This window comes from Aestuariivivens sediminis (genome assembly GCF_022662105.1).
In the GTDB taxonomy this organism is placed as follows: Bacteria; Bacteroidota; Bacteroidia; order Flavobacteriales; family Flavobacteriaceae; genus Aestuariivivens; species Aestuariivivens sediminis.
Genome location: NZ_JAKMCP010000003.1, coordinates 567,935 through 586,515 on the forward strand (window position 1 = coordinate 567,935; position 18,581 = coordinate 586,515).

The 18,581-nt window shown below is 34.5% G+C and carries 23 protein-coding genes; 14 read left to right on the plus strand and 9 right to left on the minus strand.

The genetic code is table 11. The features are described from left to right. Positions 1-100: 100 nt before the first annotated feature. The 7 genes from MR054_RS10505 to MR054_RS10535 all read left to right on the plus strand — a co-directional run bounded on the left by MR054_RS10505 (position 101) and on the right by MR054_RS10535 (position 5,885). Positions 101-865: a ParA family protein gene (locus MR054_RS10505; protein WP_242085285.1), complete on the plus strand. Its 765-nt coding sequence runs from the start codon at positions 101-103 to the stop codon at positions 863-865. A gap of 1 nt (position 866) precedes the next feature. Next, entirely contained in the window at positions 867-1,778 is a 912-nt protein-coding gene (locus MR054_RS10510) for a ParB/RepB/Spo0J family partition protein (RefSeq protein WP_242157831.1), read from the plus strand. Continuing rightward, a complete protein-coding gene (locus MR054_RS10515; RefSeq protein WP_242085287.1) occupies positions 1,768-2,373 on the plus strand; it encodes a DUF5683 domain-containing protein in 606 nt (201 codons plus the stop codon). The genes MR054_RS10510 and MR054_RS10515 overlap by 11 nt, the downstream gene beginning before the upstream one ends. A 2-nt stretch (positions 2,374-2,375) precedes the next feature. After that, positions 2,376-3,077 (plus strand): 4-hydroxy-tetrahydrodipicolinate reductase, encoded by a 702-nt coding sequence (gene dapB / locus MR054_RS10520; RefSeq protein WP_242157832.1) that lies wholly within the window; start codon positions 2,376-2,378, stop codon positions 3,075-3,077. A gap of 209 nt (positions 3,078-3,286) precedes the next feature. Then, positions 3,287-4,864 carry a signal peptidase I gene (gene lepB / locus MR054_RS10525; protein ID WP_242157833.1) on the plus strand — a complete coding sequence of 526 codons (1,578 nt, stop codon included), beginning with the start codon at positions 3,287-3,289 and terminating at the stop codon, positions 4,862-4,864. Positions 4,865-4,950: 86 nt separating this feature from the next. Beyond that, positions 4,951-5,568: a WbqC family protein gene (locus tag MR054_RS10530; protein ID WP_242085289.1), complete on the plus strand. Its 618-nt coding sequence runs from the start codon at positions 4,951-4,953 to the stop codon at positions 5,566-5,568. After that, positions 5,565-5,885: a DUF6122 family protein gene (locus tag MR054_RS10535; RefSeq protein WP_262916415.1), complete on the plus strand. Its 321-nt coding sequence runs from the start codon at positions 5,565-5,567 to the stop codon at positions 5,883-5,885. The genes MR054_RS10530 and MR054_RS10535 overlap by 4 nt, the downstream gene beginning before the upstream one ends. A 39-nt stretch (positions 5,886-5,924) precedes the next feature. Here MR054_RS10535 and MR054_RS10540 read toward each other — a convergent pair whose 3' ends face one another. The 8 genes from MR054_RS10540 to MR054_RS10575 form a co-directional block, all read right to left on the minus strand. After that, positions 5,925-6,944, minus strand: a complete 1,020-nt coding sequence (locus MR054_RS10540) for an endonuclease/exonuclease/phosphatase family protein (protein ID WP_242085290.1) — start codon at positions 6,942-6,944, stop codon at positions 5,925-5,927. A gap of 53 nt (positions 6,945-6,997) precedes the next feature. After that, positions 6,998-7,864 (minus strand): rhomboid family intramembrane serine protease, encoded by an 867-nt coding sequence (locus MR054_RS10545; protein WP_242157834.1) that lies wholly within the window; start codon positions 7,862-7,864, stop codon positions 6,998-7,000. Continuing rightward, positions 7,861-8,610, minus strand: coding sequence for a rhomboid family intramembrane serine protease (locus MR054_RS10550; protein ID WP_242157835.1), 750 nt, complete (start codon positions 8,608-8,610; stop codon positions 7,861-7,863). The genes MR054_RS10545 and MR054_RS10550 overlap by 4 nt, the downstream gene beginning before the upstream one ends. 3 nt (positions 8,611-8,613) lie before the next feature. Further along, on the minus strand, positions 8,614-10,452 hold the full coding sequence (gene mutL / locus MR054_RS10555) for a DNA mismatch repair endonuclease MutL (RefSeq protein ID WP_242157836.1): 1,839 nt from the start codon (positions 10,450-10,452) through the stop codon (positions 8,614-8,616). Positions 10,453-10,455: 3 nt separating this feature from the next. Then, complete coding sequence (locus tag MR054_RS10560; RefSeq protein ID WP_242085294.1) at positions 10,456-10,743, minus strand: riboflavin synthase subunit beta; 288 nt, start codon at positions 10,741-10,743, stop codon at positions 10,456-10,458. Positions 10,744-10,760: 17 nt separating this feature from the next. Beyond that, on the minus strand, positions 10,761-10,994 hold the full coding sequence (locus MR054_RS10565; protein ID WP_242157837.1) for a hypothetical protein: 234 nt from the start codon (positions 10,992-10,994) through the stop codon (positions 10,761-10,763). A 175-nt stretch (positions 10,995-11,169) separates the two neighbouring features. After that, complete coding sequence (gene ribH, locus MR054_RS10570) at positions 11,170-11,655, minus strand: 6,7-dimethyl-8-ribityllumazine synthase (protein WP_242085296.1); 486 nt, start codon at positions 11,653-11,655, stop codon at positions 11,170-11,172. 1 nt (position 11,656) lies between these two features. Then, the gene (locus MR054_RS10575; RefSeq protein WP_242085297.1) at positions 11,657-12,427 is read right to left on the minus strand and encodes a tetratricopeptide repeat protein; all 771 of its coding nucleotides are present in this window, start codon (positions 12,425-12,427) and stop codon (positions 11,657-11,659) included. A gap of 140 nt (positions 12,428-12,567) precedes the next feature. On the opposite strand from MR054_RS10575, the gene recF reads away from it, so the two are divergent. The 3 genes from recF to MR054_RS10590 all read left to right on the plus strand — a co-directional run bounded on the left by recF (position 12,568) and on the right by MR054_RS10590 (position 14,246). Continuing rightward, a complete protein-coding gene (gene recF, locus MR054_RS10580; RefSeq protein WP_242157838.1) occupies positions 12,568-13,647 on the plus strand; it encodes a DNA replication/repair protein RecF in 1,080 nt (359 codons plus the stop codon). A gap of 11 nt (positions 13,648-13,658) precedes the next feature. Continuing rightward, on the plus strand, positions 13,659-13,955 hold the full coding sequence (locus MR054_RS10585; protein WP_242157839.1) for a DciA family protein: 297 nt from the start codon (positions 13,659-13,661) through the stop codon (positions 13,953-13,955). Between the two features lie 99 nt (positions 13,956-14,054). Further along, entirely contained in the window at positions 14,055-14,246 is a 192-nt protein-coding gene (locus tag MR054_RS10590) for a cold-shock protein (protein ID WP_242085300.1), read from the plus strand. A 166-nt stretch (positions 14,247-14,412) separates the two neighbouring features. Here the strand turns inward: MR054_RS10590 and MR054_RS10595 are convergent, their stop codons facing one another. Next, positions 14,413-14,832: a nucleoside-diphosphate kinase gene (locus MR054_RS10595; protein WP_242085301.1), complete on the minus strand. Its 420-nt coding sequence runs from the start codon at positions 14,830-14,832 to the stop codon at positions 14,413-14,415. An 87-nt stretch (positions 14,833-14,919) separates the two neighbouring features. Between MR054_RS10595 and MR054_RS10600 the strand changes: the two genes are divergently transcribed. The 4 genes from MR054_RS10600 to lgt are packed head-to-tail and all read left to right on the plus strand — an operon-like array spanning position 14,920 to position 18,581. Beyond that, the gene (locus MR054_RS10600; protein WP_242085302.1) at positions 14,920-15,939 is read left to right on the plus strand and encodes a DHH family phosphoesterase; all 1,020 of its coding nucleotides are present in this window, start codon (positions 14,920-14,922) and stop codon (positions 15,937-15,939) included. Then, positions 15,932-16,477, plus strand: coding sequence for a gliding motility-associated peptidyl-prolyl isomerase GldI (gene gldI / locus MR054_RS10605; RefSeq protein ID WP_242085303.1), 546 nt, complete (start codon positions 15,932-15,934; stop codon positions 16,475-16,477). The genes MR054_RS10600 and gldI overlap by 8 nt, the downstream gene beginning before the upstream one ends. A gap of 7 nt (positions 16,478-16,484) precedes the next feature. Then, on the plus strand, positions 16,485-17,630 hold the full coding sequence (locus tag MR054_RS10610; protein WP_242157840.1) for a peptidylprolyl isomerase: 1,146 nt from the start codon (positions 16,485-16,487) through the stop codon (positions 17,628-17,630). 18 nt (positions 17,631-17,648) lie between these two features. Further along, on the plus strand, positions 17,649-18,581 hold the full coding sequence (gene lgt, locus MR054_RS10615) for a prolipoprotein diacylglyceryl transferase (RefSeq protein WP_242085305.1): 933 nt from the start codon (positions 17,649-17,651) through the stop codon (positions 18,579-18,581).

The window sequence follows — 18,581 nt, forward strand, 5'->3', positions numbered from 1 at the left end:
AAACAATCGGGGCGAAAAACCCGTCGTTAATGTTAACAAGTTCCATTTTTATTCCTCATAAATAATTGTATTTTTACCGCTTATTAAACCAAATCATTTAATGGGTAAAATCATTGCAATTGCTAATCAAAAAGGTGGGGTCGGTAAAACGACTACCTCCATAAATTTAGCAGCCTCACTTGGTGTTCTGGAAAAGAAAGTGCTCCTTATCGATGCCGATCCACAAGCCAATGCGACCTCCGGGATTGGCATTGACGTAGAATCGGTTGAAGTGGGTACCTACCAACTATTGGAACATTCCAATACAGCCAAGGAAGCCATTATTAAAACAGATACACCAAACTTATACGCTATTCCTGCTCATATAGATCTTGTTGCCATTGAAATTGAACTGGTAGATAAGGATAACCGGGAATACATGTTGAAAATGGCTTTACATGAAATTAAAGATGAATTTGACTATATTATAATTGATTGTGCTCCGTCTCTGGGATTATTAACCTTAAATGCCTTAACCGCAGCCGACGCCGTAATGATTCCCATTCAGTGTGAATATTTTGCGTTAGAAGGCTTAGGTAAATTGTTGAACACGATAAAAAGCGTCCAAAGAATCCATAATCCTGAGCTAGATATCGAGGGTCTCTTATTAACCATGTATGATTCTCGACTAAGACTCTCTAATCAAGTGGTTGAAGAAGTTCAGAAGCATTTTAACAACATGGTTTTTCAAACCATAATCCAACGAAATGTCCGTTTAAGTGAGGCTCCGAGTTATGGTGAAAGTATAATTAATTATGATGCAAGTAGCAAGGGTGCATCGAATTACTTAAGTTTGGCAAAGGAAATTATCAATAAAAACGATTAACATGGCTAAGGCGACTAAAAAACAAGCTTTAGGTAGAGGCTTATCGGCACTCTTGAAAGATCCTGAAAACGACATAAAATCGGTTCAAGATAAAAATGCCGATAAGGTTATAGGAAATATCATTGAATTAGATATCGATTATATTGAAGTTAATCCGTTTCAACCCAGAACCAATTTTAGTGAAGAATCGATAAAAGAATTGGCTTCATCCATAAAGGAGTTGGGTATCATACAGCCCATAACCGTTAGAAAATCGGATTTTAACAAATACCAATTGGTTTCTGGTGAACGTCGATTTAGGGCCGCCAAACTGGTTGGTTTAGACACCATTCCTGCTTACATAAGAATCGCCAACGACCAAGAGTCGTTAGAAATGGCCCTGGTTGAGAATATTCAGCGTCAAGATTTAGATCCCATAGAAATTGCATTGTCTTATCAACGCTTAATTGATGAAATTAATTTAACCCAGGAACAAATGAGTGAGCGTGTTGGTAAGAAACGTTCTACTATTGCCAACTATTTGCGATTATTAAAGTTAGATCCTATTATCCAAACCGGAATGCGGGATGGATTTATAAGTATGGGACATGGGAGGGCATTAATTACTATTGAAGACCAGTCTATTCAACTTGATATTTACGAAAGTATTCTTTCTAAAAAATTATCCGTTAGAGAAACTGAAGAAATAGTGCGTAACTACGGTACAACCAAAGAACCTAAAACAACCAATAACAACACTACAGAGAAAGATAACCCGGAATATATTAAAAAAGGGATTACAGTCTTTTCTGAATACTTTGGCCATAAAATTGACGTTAAAGTTTCTAAAAATGGGAAAGGAAAAATTACCATTCCCTTCCATTCGGAAGAAGATTTTAACCGCATAAAAAAATTAGTTGAAGGTGCCAAATAAATGTATAACAGCTGCTGTAATTTCATTTCTGTTTTGTTTTCCAACACTTGCACAAGATAAGGAGGGGGAAAAACTCCCGGAGATTATCGATGAAAGAGCGGTTGAATTTAGTGAGGATATCAATCCCTTATCTCCAGCAAAAGCTGCTTTTTATTCTGCTGTATTACCCGGTTTAGGTCAAGCGTACAATAAAAAATACTGGAAAATACCCATTGTTTATGGTGCCTTGGGTACTGGCATCTATTTTTATATCAACAACAACAATGAATATAATAGATATAGGGATGCTTATAAGAGTCGCTTAGCGGGATTTAAAACTGATGAATTTTATTTCGATCCGCAAGGTAATCCATTAACATCTCCAAGAATAACGGATGATGGTCTCCGGCGTGCCCAAAAATTTTATAGGAGAAATAAGGAATTGTCGCTTTTAGTTACTATTGGGATATATGCCTTAAATATTATTGATGCCAATGTTGATGCACATTTATTGCAATATAATGTAGACAAAAACTTATCTTTGGCACCGCATTATAAATTAAATGAGATGGATGCGAGGAGTAACCTCGGGTTAACTTTAAACTTTAAATTTTGAAAATGGACATTGCATTATTAGGCTATGGAAAGATGGGAAAAACCATAGAGCAAATTGCCCTCAAAAGAGGGCATACTATTGTATTAAAGATAGATAAAGATGACAAAGATTATGATATTACCAAAGCTGATGTAGCCATAGATTTTAGTATTCCGGAGGTAGCCTTTAACAATATATCGCTTTGCTTAAACCAAAACGTGCCGGTCGTTTCAGGTACCACAGGCTGGCTAAACGATTTTGATAATGCCGTTAGGCTTTGTAAAGAAAACAATGGCGCCTTTATTTATGCATCCAATTACAGCTTGGGGGTAAACATTTTTTTTGAACTCAATAAAACACTGGCTAAAATGATGAGTAATCTTAAACAATACCATGTAAGCATGGAAGAAATTCATCATACACAAAAGTTGGATGCACCAAGTGGTACCGCCATTTCGTTGGCTAATGATATCATTGCAAATCATAACAATTTAGATGACTGGAAATTAAATATGGGTAATGAAAACACTATTCCTATTGTGTCTAAACGTATTGCAGATGTTCCAGGCACCCATAGCATAACTTACAAAAGTGAGGTAGATACCATAAATATTGAGCATATAGCCCATAATCGGCAAGGGTTTGCCTTAGGGGCCGTAATTGCTGCCGAATGGCTGGTGGGAAAAACAGGGGTTTATAATATGAAGGATGTCTTGGGGATTTAAATTTTTAAAAGTATTGAAAATAAACAATTAAGAATTGATCTTTATACGGTCTCATGTTGCATTTGTGATTCCTTTTCATAATTTTTGATAATTCTTTGTTAAAAAAAGTCAACCAAGGTAACAGGATTTTTTTATCATCTAGAAAAACTGCAAATTTGAACATTAAAAATTAATTTCTTGCCATTTGGCAATTATCAATAGTAAAGATTATGACGCTAACACAATGGTTTATATTTCTTCTAGTCATACAAATAGTACATGGTTTAGGGACTTGGAAATTATATTTAAAAGCGGGTAGAAAACCATGGGAAGCCTTTGTCCCCATCTATAATGGTATTATTCTAATGAAAATAATTAACCGGCCTTGGTGGTGGGTTATATTAATGTTCTTACCAATTGTTAACCTGATCATGTTCATTGTAATCTGGGTAGAAACCGCCAGGAGTTTTGGCAGGAATTCTTACTCAGACACCTTTTTAGCAGTTGTTACACTTGGGTTTTACAGTTACTATCTAAACTATGTTACGGATGTCAATTACATTGAGAACCGAAGTACACAGCCTAAATCTGGATCTGGAGAATGGACAAGCTCTATATTATTCGCTATTGTCGCTGCCACTATCGTGCATACTTATTTTATGCAGCCTTTCACCATTCCATCATCGTCATTGGAAAAATCTCTTTTGGTTGGTGACTTCTTATTTGTGAGCAAATTTCATTATGGTGCCAGGGTGCCCATGACCACGGTAGCTGCACCCATGGTGCATGATACCATTCCTGGGTTAAAAGTAAAATCCTATCTATTTGATGACCACAAAGGGAGTCATTCATGGAAAAATAAACTTCAGCTACCCTATTTAAGGATTCCCGGTTTTGAAAAAATAAAACGAAATGAAATAGTAGTATTTAATCAACCTGCGGATACGCTATTAAATATGAACGATTTTCATCCAGATCGAAATTACTACAAACCTATCGATAAAAAAACCAATTTGGTAAAACGATGTGTGGGACTACCCGGAGATTCATTAGAGGTTCGTAATGGTTATGTTTACATCAATGGAAAACAAAACCAATTACCAGATAGGACTCAACTGCAGTTTAGCTATTATGTACAGCCAAAAAATAGTCGTTTTAATGCAAAATTTTTAAAAGATCGTTATGATATTACGGATTATTTTGGAATTATTAATGCCCAAAACACCTATAGGTTTTCTGCAATTTCAGATGCCGCTTTGGCTAAATTTAAAAATCATCCTAATGTAGCGAGTATTACACCCGTAAAAGCTGAAAAGGGTGTTAGAGATGCCAATCTATTTCCACAACATCCTGATTATAATTGGAATATAGATTTTTTCGGTCCTTTATACATTCCCGAAAAGGATGAAACCATTGCAATTAACCTGGAGAGTTTACCCTTATACAAACGTGTTATTACAGAATATGAAGGTAATACGTTACAAGTAAAAGGCAATCAAATTTTAATAAATGGTGAAGTGACGGACACCTATACCTTTAAACAAAATTACTATTGGATGATGGGCGACAACCGACACAATTCTATTGACGCGAGGGCATGGGGCTTTGTCCCCTTTGACCATGTTGTTGGTAAGCCGGTGTTTATTTGGATGAGTTGGGATGGACTCAAACACCCGCGTTGGGAACGCTTCTTTACAACAGTACATGGTAAAGGAAAAGCAACATCTTATCTTATACCTTTTTTAATTGTACTATTGGGTTGGATCGGTATTAGCAAATGGAGAAAACGACGAAAAGACAAAAGTTAAATCCTTAATGGGTTTATGTTGATTTGATTATTTGAGAATTTTTCAAAACTATTAGTATCTATTTCTATTAAAAATCAAATCGACAAATGAATATCCTCATCCACCCAACATACTTCCCTTCGATAGCTCATTTTGTAGCCATTGCAAAGGCTACGGAAGTAAGGTTTGAAATGGAGGATAATTTTATTAAGCAAACCTATAGAAATAGGGCCTATATATACGGTGCTAATGGTAAATTGGCATTAAACGTTCCAATAATCCATTCACAAAAAAACAGACAAAAATATAGAGATGTAAAAATTTTTAATGAAGAACAATGGCAAAGTGTACATTGGAAATCTTTACTTTCTGCCTATAGTACCTCACCTTTTTTTGAATTTTATAAAGATGAATTGGCTATACTTTTTCAAAAACCTTTTCATTTCATTTTAGATTTTAACTTAATCTGTTTTGAAATCCTTTGCGATTGTTTACAATTAGACCCAGACACCACTAAATCTGATATGTACAGAAAATCCATTGAAAGTCACTTGGACTTGCGTTATCTCGTACAAGCTAAAAAAGAGCAACCTCAAGATTTTAGACCCTATACCCAAGTATTTAATAGTAAACATGGGTTTATTCCCAATTTAAGTGTATTGGATTTACTATTTAATGAAGGGCCCAATGCATTAACATATTTAAAATCACAAGAGATACGATGAGTTCAATATTACAGCCTGTTGTGCATTACGGTTGTCATTTTTTGCTTCCATTGGCCATCGCTTTACTATGGTACAAATCAAACTGGAAAATAGCATATGTAACAATGTTGTCTGCATTTTTAATTGATTTAGACCACTTAATTGCCAGCCCGATTTTTGACCCTAACAGATGTGGTATTGGTTTTCATCCATTACACTCCTCTTTTGCGATAACAATTTATTTGTTTCTTTTAATTCCAAAAAAATCACGCTTACTTGCCCTTGGTTTGGTTATCCATATTATATCGGATGCTGTAGATTGTTTATTAATGCATTGATCATTACATACGGTATGCACTTATTGCAACTGGGGTTTTTCAGATTTCTAAAGTGGCCATAATTGGATAATGGTCAGAATAGTGCTCTTCATAGGTATTAAATCCATTAACTCGAATATTGGCATCCGTAAAAATAAAATCAATCCTTATAGGAAAAAATTTAAAATCGTAAGTACGACCAAATCCGTTACCTGCTTCTTTGAATGCATCTTTTAAATCACCTTTAATCGTTCGGTATACATATGAAAAAGCGGTATTGTTAAAGTCTCCGCAAATAACCATTTTATAGTTGCACTGTTTTTTATGTGCCATGAATAATTCTGTTTGAAATTGTTGCATTTTAAAGGTCTTACTGACTCTTTTGAATAAGCGCTCAGAATCTTCTTTCTTAAGGCTTTCCACATTGGTATCGATATGTAATGACTCCAAATGGATATTATAAATCCGAATCGTATCGTTTCCTTTAACAATATCGGCATAAATGGCATTGTTTCCAGTATTTGGGAATTCTATGGAACCGCTATCAACAATAGGAAACTGAGAAAAAATCGCTTGTCCCGATTTCACTTTTTTTCCTGATAATTTTTCATATTTGTACCTAAAAAAAGTAAGATCAATATTCTTATGTGGATGATATTCTTGTAAACTTAAAATATCTGGTGCCTGTTCTTTAAAAAATTCTATTGTTTTGGCTTCAATGTTTTTTTTTGGTATCCAATTATATAGATTAAACAACCTAACATTAAAGTTCATCACTTTCAAATTGTTTTTTTTCTGAATGTTTTCTGATGCTGAGAAATTATATAAAGACCCATAGAACAGATACCCTATACATAACACTAAGAATGACAAAAATAGCTGCTTTTTTACTCTAAATAACCAGTACAGGAAGAACAGAACATTGGTTAAAATCAAAAATGGAACTCCCAAATTGATCACCGATAAAATGGAGAATGTTTGGGGAGGAAGTAAGGGCAACATATAAGATAATAAAAGAAGTATCGCGAATAGGACATTTATTATATAAATGATTTTATCGAAAAAACGTAATTTTTTCATGATCTCCCCAGTCTAAAATATTATACTATGACTCAATTCAAACTATTTTTACGTCATTTACCCGCTCTAAACAAAAACTCCTTTTCTTCTTTGGTTAGGCTTTCGTAACCACTTTTACTAATTTTTTCTAAAATAATATCTATCTTCTTTTGTTTATTGAACTCATTAAAATCAGATTTATTAAAACCGCCTACTTTGTTTTTGTTCTTATGCACTTTTTTAAAGGGTTTACGATTTGAAAATTTAAATACCCCTGCAATAGCATCGACAAATTTTTCAAACCCCTTCCCTATATCGGTACCCCTGGCTAATTGCTTTGCATATAAATACCCAAGAAATGCACCTCCCAAATGCGCGATATTACCACCGGAATTGCCATAAATAGGATCTTTTATACCAGAAATAAGACCTAAAACATCCAATATTACAATAGCAAGACCTATGTACCATAATTTTATACTCAGGGTGAAAAACCGGAATTCCTTATGAGGCATATAAGCACATAAAAAAATAAGCAGTGCCCTGACCGAAGCAGAAGCCCCAACCAGTCGAGAATTCATGAAAACATCAGGAAATAGGTTATACACCAGCACATACAATACGGCTCCTGATATAGCCCCCAGAAAATAAATATTTAGGGCCATTTTTGGGTTAAATAAATTTAAAATCCATTGCGCAATTATGTACAACCATAGCATATTGAACAAAATGTGCATAAATTCATAATGTACAAAGGCATAACTTACCAAGCTCCAAGGTTGTAAAATGAATGTATTAAAACTACTCGGTAACTCAAACCACTCTAAAAGTGGTCTGTAAATTAACCCTAAAAGGAAAACAACCAGGTTAATGACTATTATTTTCTCAAAAACATTTAATCGTTTCAGCTTATTCTTTATGTCTTGATTAAGTGATGTCATAAATCCCACCTGTTTTTATTGAATTGGTTCTTTTTCCAATACCACATAATAATACCTCCGGTGATGGCACCTCCCACATGAGCAAAATGTGCAATATTGGCACCGCCAAAAATAGATTGTCCCCTTAGCCCTAAAATGGCTTCAATAATTAGTAGTGCTGGAATAAAATATTTTGCTTTTACAGGAATAGGTAGAAAAATAAGCATTAATCGAGCCTCTGGATTCATTATTCCAAAAGCAGCCAATATTCCCATCAGGCAACCCGAGGCCCCTACCATAGTAACACTATACAAATAATAGGCTTCTTGTAAATACTGATGCTGTGTAGCACTCATCCCGTCAACACCTCTCGCGCTGGCCAGCATTTGCAAAATTTCTGATTTGGAAAAACCAGAAGCAATCAGGTCATTGAAATAGGGCATAAATCTAAAATAATATTCACCCAATTGCAGCGCCAAAGCCCCTAAACCCGCTGAAAAATATATAAATAAAAATTTTTTTGAACCTAATACTTGCTCTACTGGGGTTCCAAACATCCAAAGCCCAAACATATTCAATGCCAAATGCATAAATCCAGCATGCATAAACATATGGGTTAATACTTGCCAATAATTAAAACTTTCATTTTTTGGAAAATGCATAGCGAACCATTCGTAAAACAAATTTCCACCAATAGTCATTGTTCCAATAAACATAATCACATTAATGATTATCAAATGTTTTACTGAATCTGTCAATCTTATCATAATCTAAATAAATTTTTTATCCAATTCATCAACACCAACAGTAATAAATATTAAACGATTGGCAGGAGATATATTTGGCTCTTTACATGCAAAAAGCCTATTAACAATATATTCTTGCTCATCCTTTTTTAATATCTGTCCCGTTTTTATGGCTAAACTTTTTGCCATCGATTTTGCTAGTAAATCGATAGCACTAAAATTGGAATTAGGAACTTCATGCTGTACATCGTTAATCAACTGCTCTAAAATAATAGACACCTCACTTTCCGGGACATTTAAGGGCACTCCTGTTATTTCTACCGATTCATTTGCGATTTTAGAAAACACAAAGCCCGTATGTTCCAAATCCTCCTTCAATTGTTTAATAATTTCAATTTCTTGTGATGAAAAGTGTAATTCTAAGGCAAACAGTAATTGCTGGCTTACAGCCTCTTTAACCGTCATATTTTGAAGAAAATCTTCGTATAATACACGTTGATGTGCGCGATATTGGTCAATCACCAACATTCCTGATTTAATTGCACTAATGATGTATTTATTGTGAAGCTGATAAGTCATGTTCACCTGTTCATTTGATTCAAATAGTGAGCCATCCGACGCTTCACCTTCAAATTTCATATCACTATTCCCTTGTGGCGTGATATTTTTGGAATCTAATCCCACATACAGACTATCCCAAGAATCTGAAGGTCGCTTATTAAACGACGAGGTCTGTCTTTTAAAAGACTCCGAATCTTGAAAAGGATTATAATTTCTATCTATTTCAATCTTAGGTGCACGAACTGTAGATTTAGAGTAATTATAGGGCGTATCTAAATTTGAATCACGTTCAAAATCAAGAACAGGAGAAATATTAAACTGCCCAAGGCTATGCTTTACTGCAGAACGTAAAATAGCATAAAGTGTATGTTCATCATCAAACTTTATTTCCGTCTTTGTAGGATGAATATTAATGTCTATCGTTTGAGGGTCTACTGTTAAATTCAAAAAATAACTAGGATGTGTTCCCGTTTTTATTAATCCTTCAAAGGCTGATAATATGGCATGGTTTAAATAGGCACTTCTTATAAATCGATTGTTAACAAAAAAATATTGTTCTCCTCTCGTCTTTTTGGCAAACTCAGGTTTCCCGACAAAACCAGAAATTTTTATTACTTCGGTTTCTTCTTCTACAGGCACCAATTTTTCATTGGTTTTACTTCCAAAAATATTCACGATGCGTTGCCTGTAATTACTAACAGGTAGATTGAAGGTTTCACTCCCATTATTATACAGTAAAAAATGCACCTTGGGATGCGCCAATGCTACCCTGTGAAATTCGTCAATAACATGGCGCAATTCAACAGTATCAGACTTTAAAAAATTACGTCGTGCAGGAATGTTGAAAAACAAGTTTTTTACAGATACAGAAGTACCAATAGGGGTAACAACAACCTCTTGAGATACCATATGACTTCCTTCAATGCAAATAGAAGTTCCAGTTTCAACCTGCTCCTGCCTGGTTTTAAGTTCGACATGAGCAATAGCTGCAATGCTTGCCAATGCTTCTCCTCTAAACCCTTTGGTATTTAAATGAAATAAATCGTCAGCTGTTTTTATTTTTGAAGTGGCATGGCGTTCAAAACTTAAACGGGCATCAGTTGTACTCATACCCTTACCATTGTCTATTACCTGAATTAAAGTTTTACCTGCATCCTTGATAATTAATTTTATCGTTGTAGCCTCTGCATCTATTGCATTTTCCAAAAGTTCCTTTACAACTGAAGCAGGACGTTGCACCACTTCTCCCGCGGCAATCTGGTTGGCAACATGATCGGGTAATAGCTGAATGATATCTGCCATGAATTACTTTGAAAAGAATATGGAAAGATCGAAATCAATGATAATTAGAAACACTAAAATCAATATAGCTATTATAATTAAAATGCGTCTATTTGCATCTCGATCAGGATTATTTTTAAAATCATCGAAAGCATTATTAATCTTCGTCTTTAAACCGGAGTTACTACCTACGGTTTTCCTGTAGGCATCAAATTTATGTTTCATTTGGAAAGGACTTCCCTCACCCTTATCGTCATAAAAACGCGGTGTATAATTATACCTTTTATTCTTGCGCAACTTTAAAAGTCCCATAATGTAAAAGTTTCGGTTTACATGTATTTCTTGTCCAACAAATACATACAAAGCAATAATAGTACCAAAAGTAAAATTAAAATACTCAGTTTCATACCACCTTTAAACTTGCGTTTACCCCTGGCTTGGGCTTCTTTCCACTTAGGGATAAAATCGGTTTCTTTCGAAGCGTTTAAATGCGATTCGTCTTCCTTATTTTTTATAAACCTGGGCTTATATTTAAAGGTTTTATGCCTGCGTTGTTTGAACAAAGTTTAAGTAATGCTTATCTCTCAAAAATACAAACTATAGTTTGAAGTTAAAAAGTTTAAAGGAATAAGTTATCAAAAACACATCTATCTATCATACGAAGTTTAAGCACGGAGAATGAGTAACTTTCAACTTAATAGTTAGAATAACAATAAAATAACTATAAATCAAATGATGCTAACTGTTCTTACGCAGCTCTGCCATCTTAATTGCTGCAATGGCAGACTCTATACCTTTATTGCCATGTTTTCCGCCTGAACGATCCAAGGCCTGCTGCATGTTATTATCGGTAAGGACACAAAAAACTACAGGTGTTTCACTGTTTACATTGAGGTCTTTTATACCCTGTGCAACAGCTTCACAAACAAAATCGAAATGCTTAGTTTCTCCCTGAATAACACTTCCTATAGCTATAACCGCATTAACCATTTGCTTCTGCATCTTTTTACAACCATAAATAAGTTCAAAACTACCGGGCACATGCCATGTGATTATGTTTTTAGGTAAAACCCCATGTTCTAAAAGGGTGTTATACGCTCCTTCATAGAGATTTCCTGTGATGGTATCGTTCCATTCTGAAACAACAATCCCAAACCGAAATTTATTCGCGTTTGGGATTGTTGATTTATCATAATTCGATAAATTTTTATTTTCAGTAGCCATGTTATTTGCTTGATAGCACCTGGGCCTTACCTATAAAAACCTCTATATTAGACGCTTCTGAGGCATCAGGGTAGTCGTTCTTTATTCTTTCAAAATAATCTAATGCTTTATTTGCCTGACCTAGGTCTAGGGCAATCGTTCCAGCCTTGAATAAATACATTGGGGTGGTATAGGTATTATCCCGCATTTCAGCAGCTTCCTCATAATAATCCAATGCATCTTCCGGTTGATTTAACTGGACAAATGCATCACCTATATTCCCTTTGGCCAAAGGTGCCAATATTTCATCATCACTATCAAAATGACTCAAATAGGCCACAGCATTTTTATAATCCTTTAGTCTTAAATATGCAGTACCCGCATAATAATTGGCCAAATTTGCCGCAGGGGTTCCATCATATTCATTTACAATATCCAACATGCCATACTTTCCTTCACCACCATTCAAAGCCAAATTGTATAAAGAATCCTTTTCTACTCCATTCACAGCTTCTTCAAAATATTTCTGGGCCTGAAACATTTCGTTCATTGCTTCAACTTGTTTAGGTTTAGCAATGAACTCGTTGTAGCCCAAGTATCCCAAAACAACAACAGCAACAATACCAATAATTATAAAAATGAACTTTTGGTTTTTTTCAACAAAAGCTTCAGTCTTGGACGCCGTTTCGTCTAATGTATTAAAAACTTCTGCAGTAGTTGATCCCTCCTCAATATTGTGTTGCTTTTCTGCTTTAGTTTTTGGTTTGAAACCCTTTTTATTATAAGTTGCCATATGTATTAAATTAATGCGCCGCAAAAATATGATTTTTCTTTATAACTAAAAGGGTATTTATTTGATAATTTTCAATATTTTGCGCATCTTAAAGATTTTCGAAATACCAGGATTAAATTCTTTTTAAGTTACTATTTTATATGGTTTTGAAATCCCTTTCCTTAGTCAATTATAAAAATTTGGGCAATAAATCCTTTGAATTCAATACCAAAATAAATTGTATTGTAGGAAATAATGGCATAGGTAAGACAAACATTCTAGATGCGATCTATCATCTGTCTTTTGGTAAAAGTTATTTTAACCCTGTTGCCACACAAAACATAAAACACGGTGAAGATTTTTTTGTTATTCATGGAGACTATATCAAGCAAAATAAACCGGTGAAGGTAGTAGTTAGCCTAAAACGCGGGCAAAAAAAAATAATGAAGTGTAATAATAAACCTTACGATAAGCTTAGTGATCATATTGGCTTATTACCGTTGGTCATAATTTCGCCTGCCGATAGGGATTTGATTATTGAAGGTAGCGATACCCGCCGTAAATTTATTGATAGCGTTATTTCGCAAAGCGACAAATCCTATCTTTCGGCATTAATTAAATATAACAAGGTGTTAGCACAGCGGAATGCCCTTTTGAAATATTTTGCGTTAAACCATACCTTTAATCCAGACACTATTGCCGTTTATAATGAACAACTAAATCAATATGGTTCAGTAATTTTTAAAAAGAGACATGAATTTTTAAAAACCTTTATCCCCATTTTTAAAGTGCGATATCACACCATTAGTAATGGTCATGATGATGTCGATTTGATTTACAACAGTGATTTATTTGAAAAGGATCTTAAGGTTTTACTCGAACAACAGATACACAAAGACAAAACACTACAGTATACTAGTGTTGGCATCCATAAAGATGATTTAACTTTTAACATAGGGGAACATCCCATTAAGAAATTTGGAAGTCAGGGGCAGCAAAAATCTTTTTTAATAGCATTAAAATTAGCGCAATTCGATTTTATAAAAATGCATAATGGCACTAACCCCATTTTGTTATTAGATGATATTTTCGATAAATTAGATGAGCATCGTGTAGCACAAATCGTTAAATTAGTTGGTGAGGATAGTTTTGGACAAATTTTTATTAGTGACACCCATGCTGAACGTACTGAAAGCATAGTAAAACAAGCACATCAATCTTATGAGATTTTTAAATTGTAAATACAGACATCGTGCCTAAGAGACATAACGAATATATAAGTATAAAAGAAGCATTAAAAGAATTTGTAGAGACCAATAAATTAAATAAAGGGCTAAACAAAGTTAATGTTGCAGAGGCTTGGGCCAAACTTATGGGTAAGGGTGTAAACAATTACACAACTGGAATTCATCTGGAGCGTCATACGCTTTATATTCATTTAAGTTCCAGCGTACTGCGTGAAGAATTAAGTTATGGAAAACAAAAGATTATTCGTATGCTCAATGAAGAACTGGGTGAAGAAATTGTTACAAAATTGATTTTACGCTAGTTTCATTTTTTTCCAAAAAAAAGAAAAAAGACATCCAAATCCAAAAAAATATAATTATTTACATTACCTTTGCAACTTAATTATTTTAATACAAATACAATGAGTAAAGGTACAGTTAAGTTCTTCAACGACTCCAAAGGATATGGGTTTATTGTTGAAGAAGACAACAACAAAGAGCATTTTGTTCACATTTCTGGATTAATTGATGAGATTCGCGAAGGTGATGAAGTTGAGTTTGATTTACAGGAAGGTAGAAAAGGTTTAAACGCAGTAAACGTAAAAGTTATTTAATCTTAATTATATATACTTTAACATTACAAAAAAAGCCTATCAAATATTTGATAGGCTTTTTTAATTGATATATACTTGATTATAAAGTTTAAAACCATATCGAATTCCTTTCAAAAAACTTCTGTTATTCATTGAAAACCTTATATGTAACCGTATAAGAACTGTATTAAAACATTTCTCTACCGGAAAAATGAAATGCACTTTCTATTGCAGCATTTTCATCACTATCACTACCATGAACCGCATTTTCGCCCATTGAAGCGGCAAATAATTTACGTATTGTACCTTCTGCAGCATCAGCAGGATTCGTGGAACCAATTAAAGTTCTAAAATCCTCAACAGCATTATCTTTCTCCAATACGGCTGCCACTATAGGTCCACGTGTCATATATGCAACCAATTCCCCAAAGAAAGGACGTTCATTATGAATAGCGTAAAACGTTTGTGCATCCGCTTTAGACATTTGGGTCAATTTCATTGCCACGATCTTAAATCCAGAAGCAATAATTTTTTCTAATATTGCGCCAATGTGTCCTTTTTCAACCGCATCCGGCTTAAGCATAGTAAATGTTCTGTTTGTTGCCATTTCTCGTTTAAATTTTGTGCAAAAGTAATTTATTTCCATTTAAAAACAAGCCTTGGCAATTTTAAAAAAATTGTATCTTCGTTTCTTATGAATAGTCAAGAAATAGAAGGCTTAAAGCAATTGCTCTCAACATCAAAAAAAATAGTAATTGTATCCCACTTAAACCCCGACGGAGATGCGGTCGGCTCAACCTTAGCACTTTATCATTATCTATTAAAATACAATCATGATACAACCGTTATTTTGCCTAATAATTTCCCTAACTTTTTAAAATGGATTCCAGGAGCTGATAACATCTTAATCTACGATTACCTATCTGATGTTTCTAATGTCAAAATAAAAGAAGCAGAAGTTATTTTTACTTTGGATTTTAATGCGTTACACAGAACCGGTAATATGGAAAAGCCTTTAAAAGAAAGTCAAGCATTAAAAATAATGATTGATCATCATCAAACTCCGGAGGGCTATGCAAATTTTACTTTTTCTGATGTAAGTATGAGCTCCACCTGTGAAATGATTTATCATTTTTTGGACATGTTGAAAGACACCGATAGTATAGATTCTACAATTGCCACATGCTTGTATGTGGGTATTATGACAGATACCGGTTCTTTTAAATTCGACTGTACTTCAAGTACTACTCACCATATTATTGCACAACTTATTGACAAAGGTGCCAATAATTCAGAAATTCACAATTTCGTATACGACACGAACAGCTACGAACGTTTGCAGCTCTTGGGCTGCGCCTTGAAAAACCTTAAGGTATTACCTGAATATAGAACAGCATATACCAGTTTGTCGCAAAAGGAGTTAAATCGGTTTAACTATAAGAAAGGAGATACAGAAGGTGTTGTAAATTATGGTTTATCCATAGATAATGTAGTACTGGCAGCTATTTTTATTGAAGACAGCCAGGAAGGAATTATTAAAATTTCGTTGCGTTCTAAAGGACAACTTTCAGTTAACGAATTATCCAGAGACCATTTTAATGGTGGTGGACACAACAATGCTGCTGGAGGAAAGAGCTATTTATCATTAAAAGATACCATTGAAAAATTTATTAGTATATTGCCTAGTTATAAAAAAGCCCTGAACAATGAATAAATTAAAACCAATTATTTGGGTAGCGCTCTTGGTTTTTTGCTGTAAAACTCCAGAAGCCCGAAAGCCCATTTCTGTAAAAACAGGTTCTTTTATTGATGCTTCTGTAGAACGCAATAAAAAACTAAATGCACAGGAACAATCACATATTCTTAAAATTATTAAACAACAACCCGATAAAAGCTTCATCGCTTCTGAAAGCGGTTTCTGGTACTATTACAATACAAAAACAGACGTTGATTCGTTGCATACACCTCACTTTGGAGATATCATAGATTATAATTACGATGTAAAAAATCTAAGTGGAAAGACGATTTATTCCAAGGAAGACATTAATGCACAACGCTATGTTATGGATCAACAAGAGTTGTTTACTGGATTGAGAGAAGGACTAAAACTTATGAAAACCGGGGAGACAGTCACATTTCTATTTCCTTCCCAAAAGGCATATGGTTATTACGGCGATCAGAATAAAATAGGGAGTAATACCCCTTTAATTTGTGAAGTTACAGTGTTTTCAATAACCGAAAACAATAATTAATCATTATATGTTATCAAAAAGAGCTTACTTAAAGTTTTTTGCAATCGTATTACTCATTTTTAACTTAACGTCTTGCAAAGTTCAATACCCTGAATTAGAAGATGGAATTTATGCAGAAATAATTACCGAAAAGGGTAACATGATTGCCAGGTTAGAACTCGAAAAAACACCGGTTACTGTAGCTAATTTTGTGTCGCTTGCTGAAGGTAACAATACCATGGTCGATGAAACCTATAAAGACAAGCCGTTCTACAACGGACTAAAATTCCATCGGGTAATTTCCGACTTTATGATCCAGGGTGGTGACCCCAAAGGTGACGGCTCAGGAAATCCAGGTTATCGATTTGATGACGAATTTGATATCCGTTTATCGCATGATAAAAAGGGTATTTTGGCCATGGCAAATTCGGGGTATGGAACCAATGGCAGTCAGTTTTATATCACTCATAAAGCAACACCCTGGTTGGATGCCTATGATGAAGAAGGAAAACTTAAAAATTGTGAAAATAGACGCGTGAGTTGTCATACCGTATTTGGCGAAGTCATTATGGGACTTGAGGTTATTGACTCTATAAAACAAAACGATATTATTGAAGCAATTAACATCATTAGAAAAGGAAGACCTGCAAAAAATTTTGATGCCCCAGCTATTTTTAAGGATCATTTTATTGAAGCCAAACGTATCAAGGAGGAAAAAGAAGCCAAAGCCCATGCCATTATAAAATCAACCCTTGAAAAATTCGAAAAGCAACGATCTAGCGCCGTAACTCTTCCTTCTGGATTACAATATGTCGTGACCGAAAATGGTAATGGTGCAAAAATATCTGAAACCTCCAAAGTATTAGCACATTATGCGGTATACTTTGAGAATGGAAAGCTAATACAAACCAGTAAATTAGAAATTGCTAAAGCCTTGGATGCTATAGATGAACAACAAAAAAATGCGGGAAGATATGAACCTATTACCTGTGATATTGGTCCTGATGCCAGAATGATTCCTGGGTTTAAAGAAGGGTTAAGACAATTACATGTTGGTGATAAGGCCACCTTGTTTATTCCTTACCATTTAGCCTATGGTGAAGCCGGCGGTAATGGTATTCCTCCAAAATCTAACATTATCTTTGAAGTTGAAATTCTTAAACTTGTAAATTAGTTAACTAAAGACACGCATATGCACGTATTAAAATTCGATTGGAACCCCATTACCGGGATAGACATTGTTGGCAACTTCAAACTCCATTTCTATAGCCTTATGTGGGTAATCGCTTTTATTGTGGGTTGGTACATAATGAAGCGCATTTTTACTAAAGAAAAAGTGTCACTAGAATATCTGGATCCACTTTTTATTTATACAGTACTCGCTACCATGATTGGTGCCCGCTTGGGTCATGTCCTTTTTTATCAATCAGAATTAATAACCCAAGATTTTTTCAGCATATTTCTGCCCTTTAAATTTAAAGGAGGCTTCCAGTTTACCGGTTTTCAAGGTTTGGCAAGTCACGGTGCGGCAATAGGGATTATTATAGGCATGTATTTATATCGAAAAAAATACCGATACAAATCGCTACTCTGGGTTTTGGACCGAGTTGTAATTTCAGTTGCATCCGGGGCCGTTTTCATAAGGATAGGAAACTTCATAAATTCAGAAATTATTGGAAAAACATCGGGTGATTTCCCTCTTGGAGTTCGTTTTGTCCAGGATTACTATAGTAAATATGAAATTGTAAGGGAAACGGGTATAAAGAATGTACAGAAAGCCTATAACGCTGTGATTGATAACCCTCAATTTTCTGAATTATTAGAAGTCGTACCGTATCGTCATCCAGCTCAGTTGTACGAGTCGTTTTGTTATATTTTTGTCTTTTTAATACTGTGGTATGTATACTCTAAAACGTCTAAAAAGGATCAAGGTGGATTCCTATTTGGATTGTTTTTAGTACTGCTTTGGACGATACGCTTTTTTATAGAATTTGTAAAGGAACCTCAAGGAGAAGAATACATTAACTGGTTGGGCTTGCAAACGGGTCAATGGCTAAGTGTTCCTTTTATTGGGATTGGTCTATACTTTATGTTTGTTTATAAAACAAAATCCAAAGTGGGCTAA

What these genes read in the sequence shown, in the direction of transcription:
- MR054_RS10550 (WP_242157835.1), bottom strand. Translation starts at nt 8,610, where the DNA reads ATGATAAGATTGACAGATTCAGTAAAACATTTGATAATCATTAATGTG.
- mutL (WP_242157836.1), bottom strand. Translation starts at nt 10,452, where the DNA reads ATGGCAGATATCATTCAGCTATTACCCGATCATGTTGCCAACCAGATT.
- MR054_RS10590 (WP_242085300.1), top strand. Translation starts at nt 14,055, where the DNA reads ATGAGTAAAGGTACAGTTAAGTTCTTCAACGACTCCAAAGGATATGGG.
- ribH (WP_242085296.1), bottom strand. Translation starts at nt 11,655, where the DNA reads ATGGCTACTGAAAATAAAAATTTATCGAATTATGATAAATCAACAATC.
- MR054_RS10600 (WP_242085302.1), top strand. Translation starts at nt 14,920, where the DNA reads ATGAATAGTCAAGAAATAGAAGGCTTAAAGCAATTGCTCTCAACATCA.
- MR054_RS10530 (WP_242085289.1), top strand. Translation starts at nt 4,951, where the DNA reads ATGAATATCCTCATCCACCCAACATACTTCCCTTCGATAGCTCATTTT.
- MR054_RS10560 (WP_242085294.1), bottom strand. Translation starts at nt 10,743, where the DNA reads ATGGGACTTTTAAAGTTGCGCAAGAATAAAAGGTATAATTATACACCG.
- MR054_RS10535 (WP_262916415.1), top strand. Translation starts at nt 5,565, where the DNA reads ATGAGTTCAATATTACAGCCTGTTGTGCATTACGGTTGTCATTTTTTG.
- dapB (WP_242157832.1), top strand. Translation starts at nt 2,376, where the DNA reads ATGGACATTGCATTATTAGGCTATGGAAAGATGGGAAAAACCATAGAG.
- MR054_RS10540 (WP_242085290.1), bottom strand. Translation starts at nt 6,944, where the DNA reads ATGAAAAAATTACGTTTTTTCGATAAAATCATTTATATAATAAATGTC.
- gldI (WP_242085303.1), top strand. Translation starts at nt 15,932, where the DNA reads ATGAATAAATTAAAACCAATTATTTGGGTAGCGCTCTTGGTTTTTTGC.
- MR054_RS10595 (WP_242085301.1), bottom strand. Translation starts at nt 14,832, where the DNA reads ATGGCAACAAACAGAACATTTACTATGCTTAAGCCGGATGCGGTTGAA.
- MR054_RS10575 (WP_242085297.1), bottom strand. Translation starts at nt 12,427, where the DNA reads ATGGCAACTTATAATAAAAAGGGTTTCAAACCAAAAACTAAAGCAGAA.
- MR054_RS10545 (WP_242157834.1), bottom strand. Translation starts at nt 7,864, where the DNA reads ATGACATCACTTAATCAAGACATAAAGAATAAGCTGAAACGATTAAAT.
- recF (WP_242157838.1), top strand. Translation starts at nt 12,568, where the DNA reads ATGGTTTTGAAATCCCTTTCCTTAGTCAATTATAAAAATTTGGGCAAT.
- MR054_RS10505 (WP_242085285.1), top strand. Translation starts at nt 101, where the DNA reads ATGGGTAAAATCATTGCAATTGCTAATCAAAAAGGTGGGGTCGGTAAA.
- lepB (WP_242157833.1), top strand. Translation starts at nt 3,287, where the DNA reads ATGACGCTAACACAATGGTTTATATTTCTTCTAGTCATACAAATAGTA.
- MR054_RS10610 (WP_242157840.1), top strand. Translation starts at nt 16,485, where the DNA reads ATGTTATCAAAAAGAGCTTACTTAAAGTTTTTTGCAATCGTATTACTC.
- lgt (WP_242085305.1), top strand. Translation starts at nt 17,649, where the DNA reads ATGCACGTATTAAAATTCGATTGGAACCCCATTACCGGGATAGACATT.
- MR054_RS10510 (WP_242157831.1), top strand. Translation starts at nt 867, where the DNA reads ATGGCTAAGGCGACTAAAAAACAAGCTTTAGGTAGAGGCTTATCGGCA.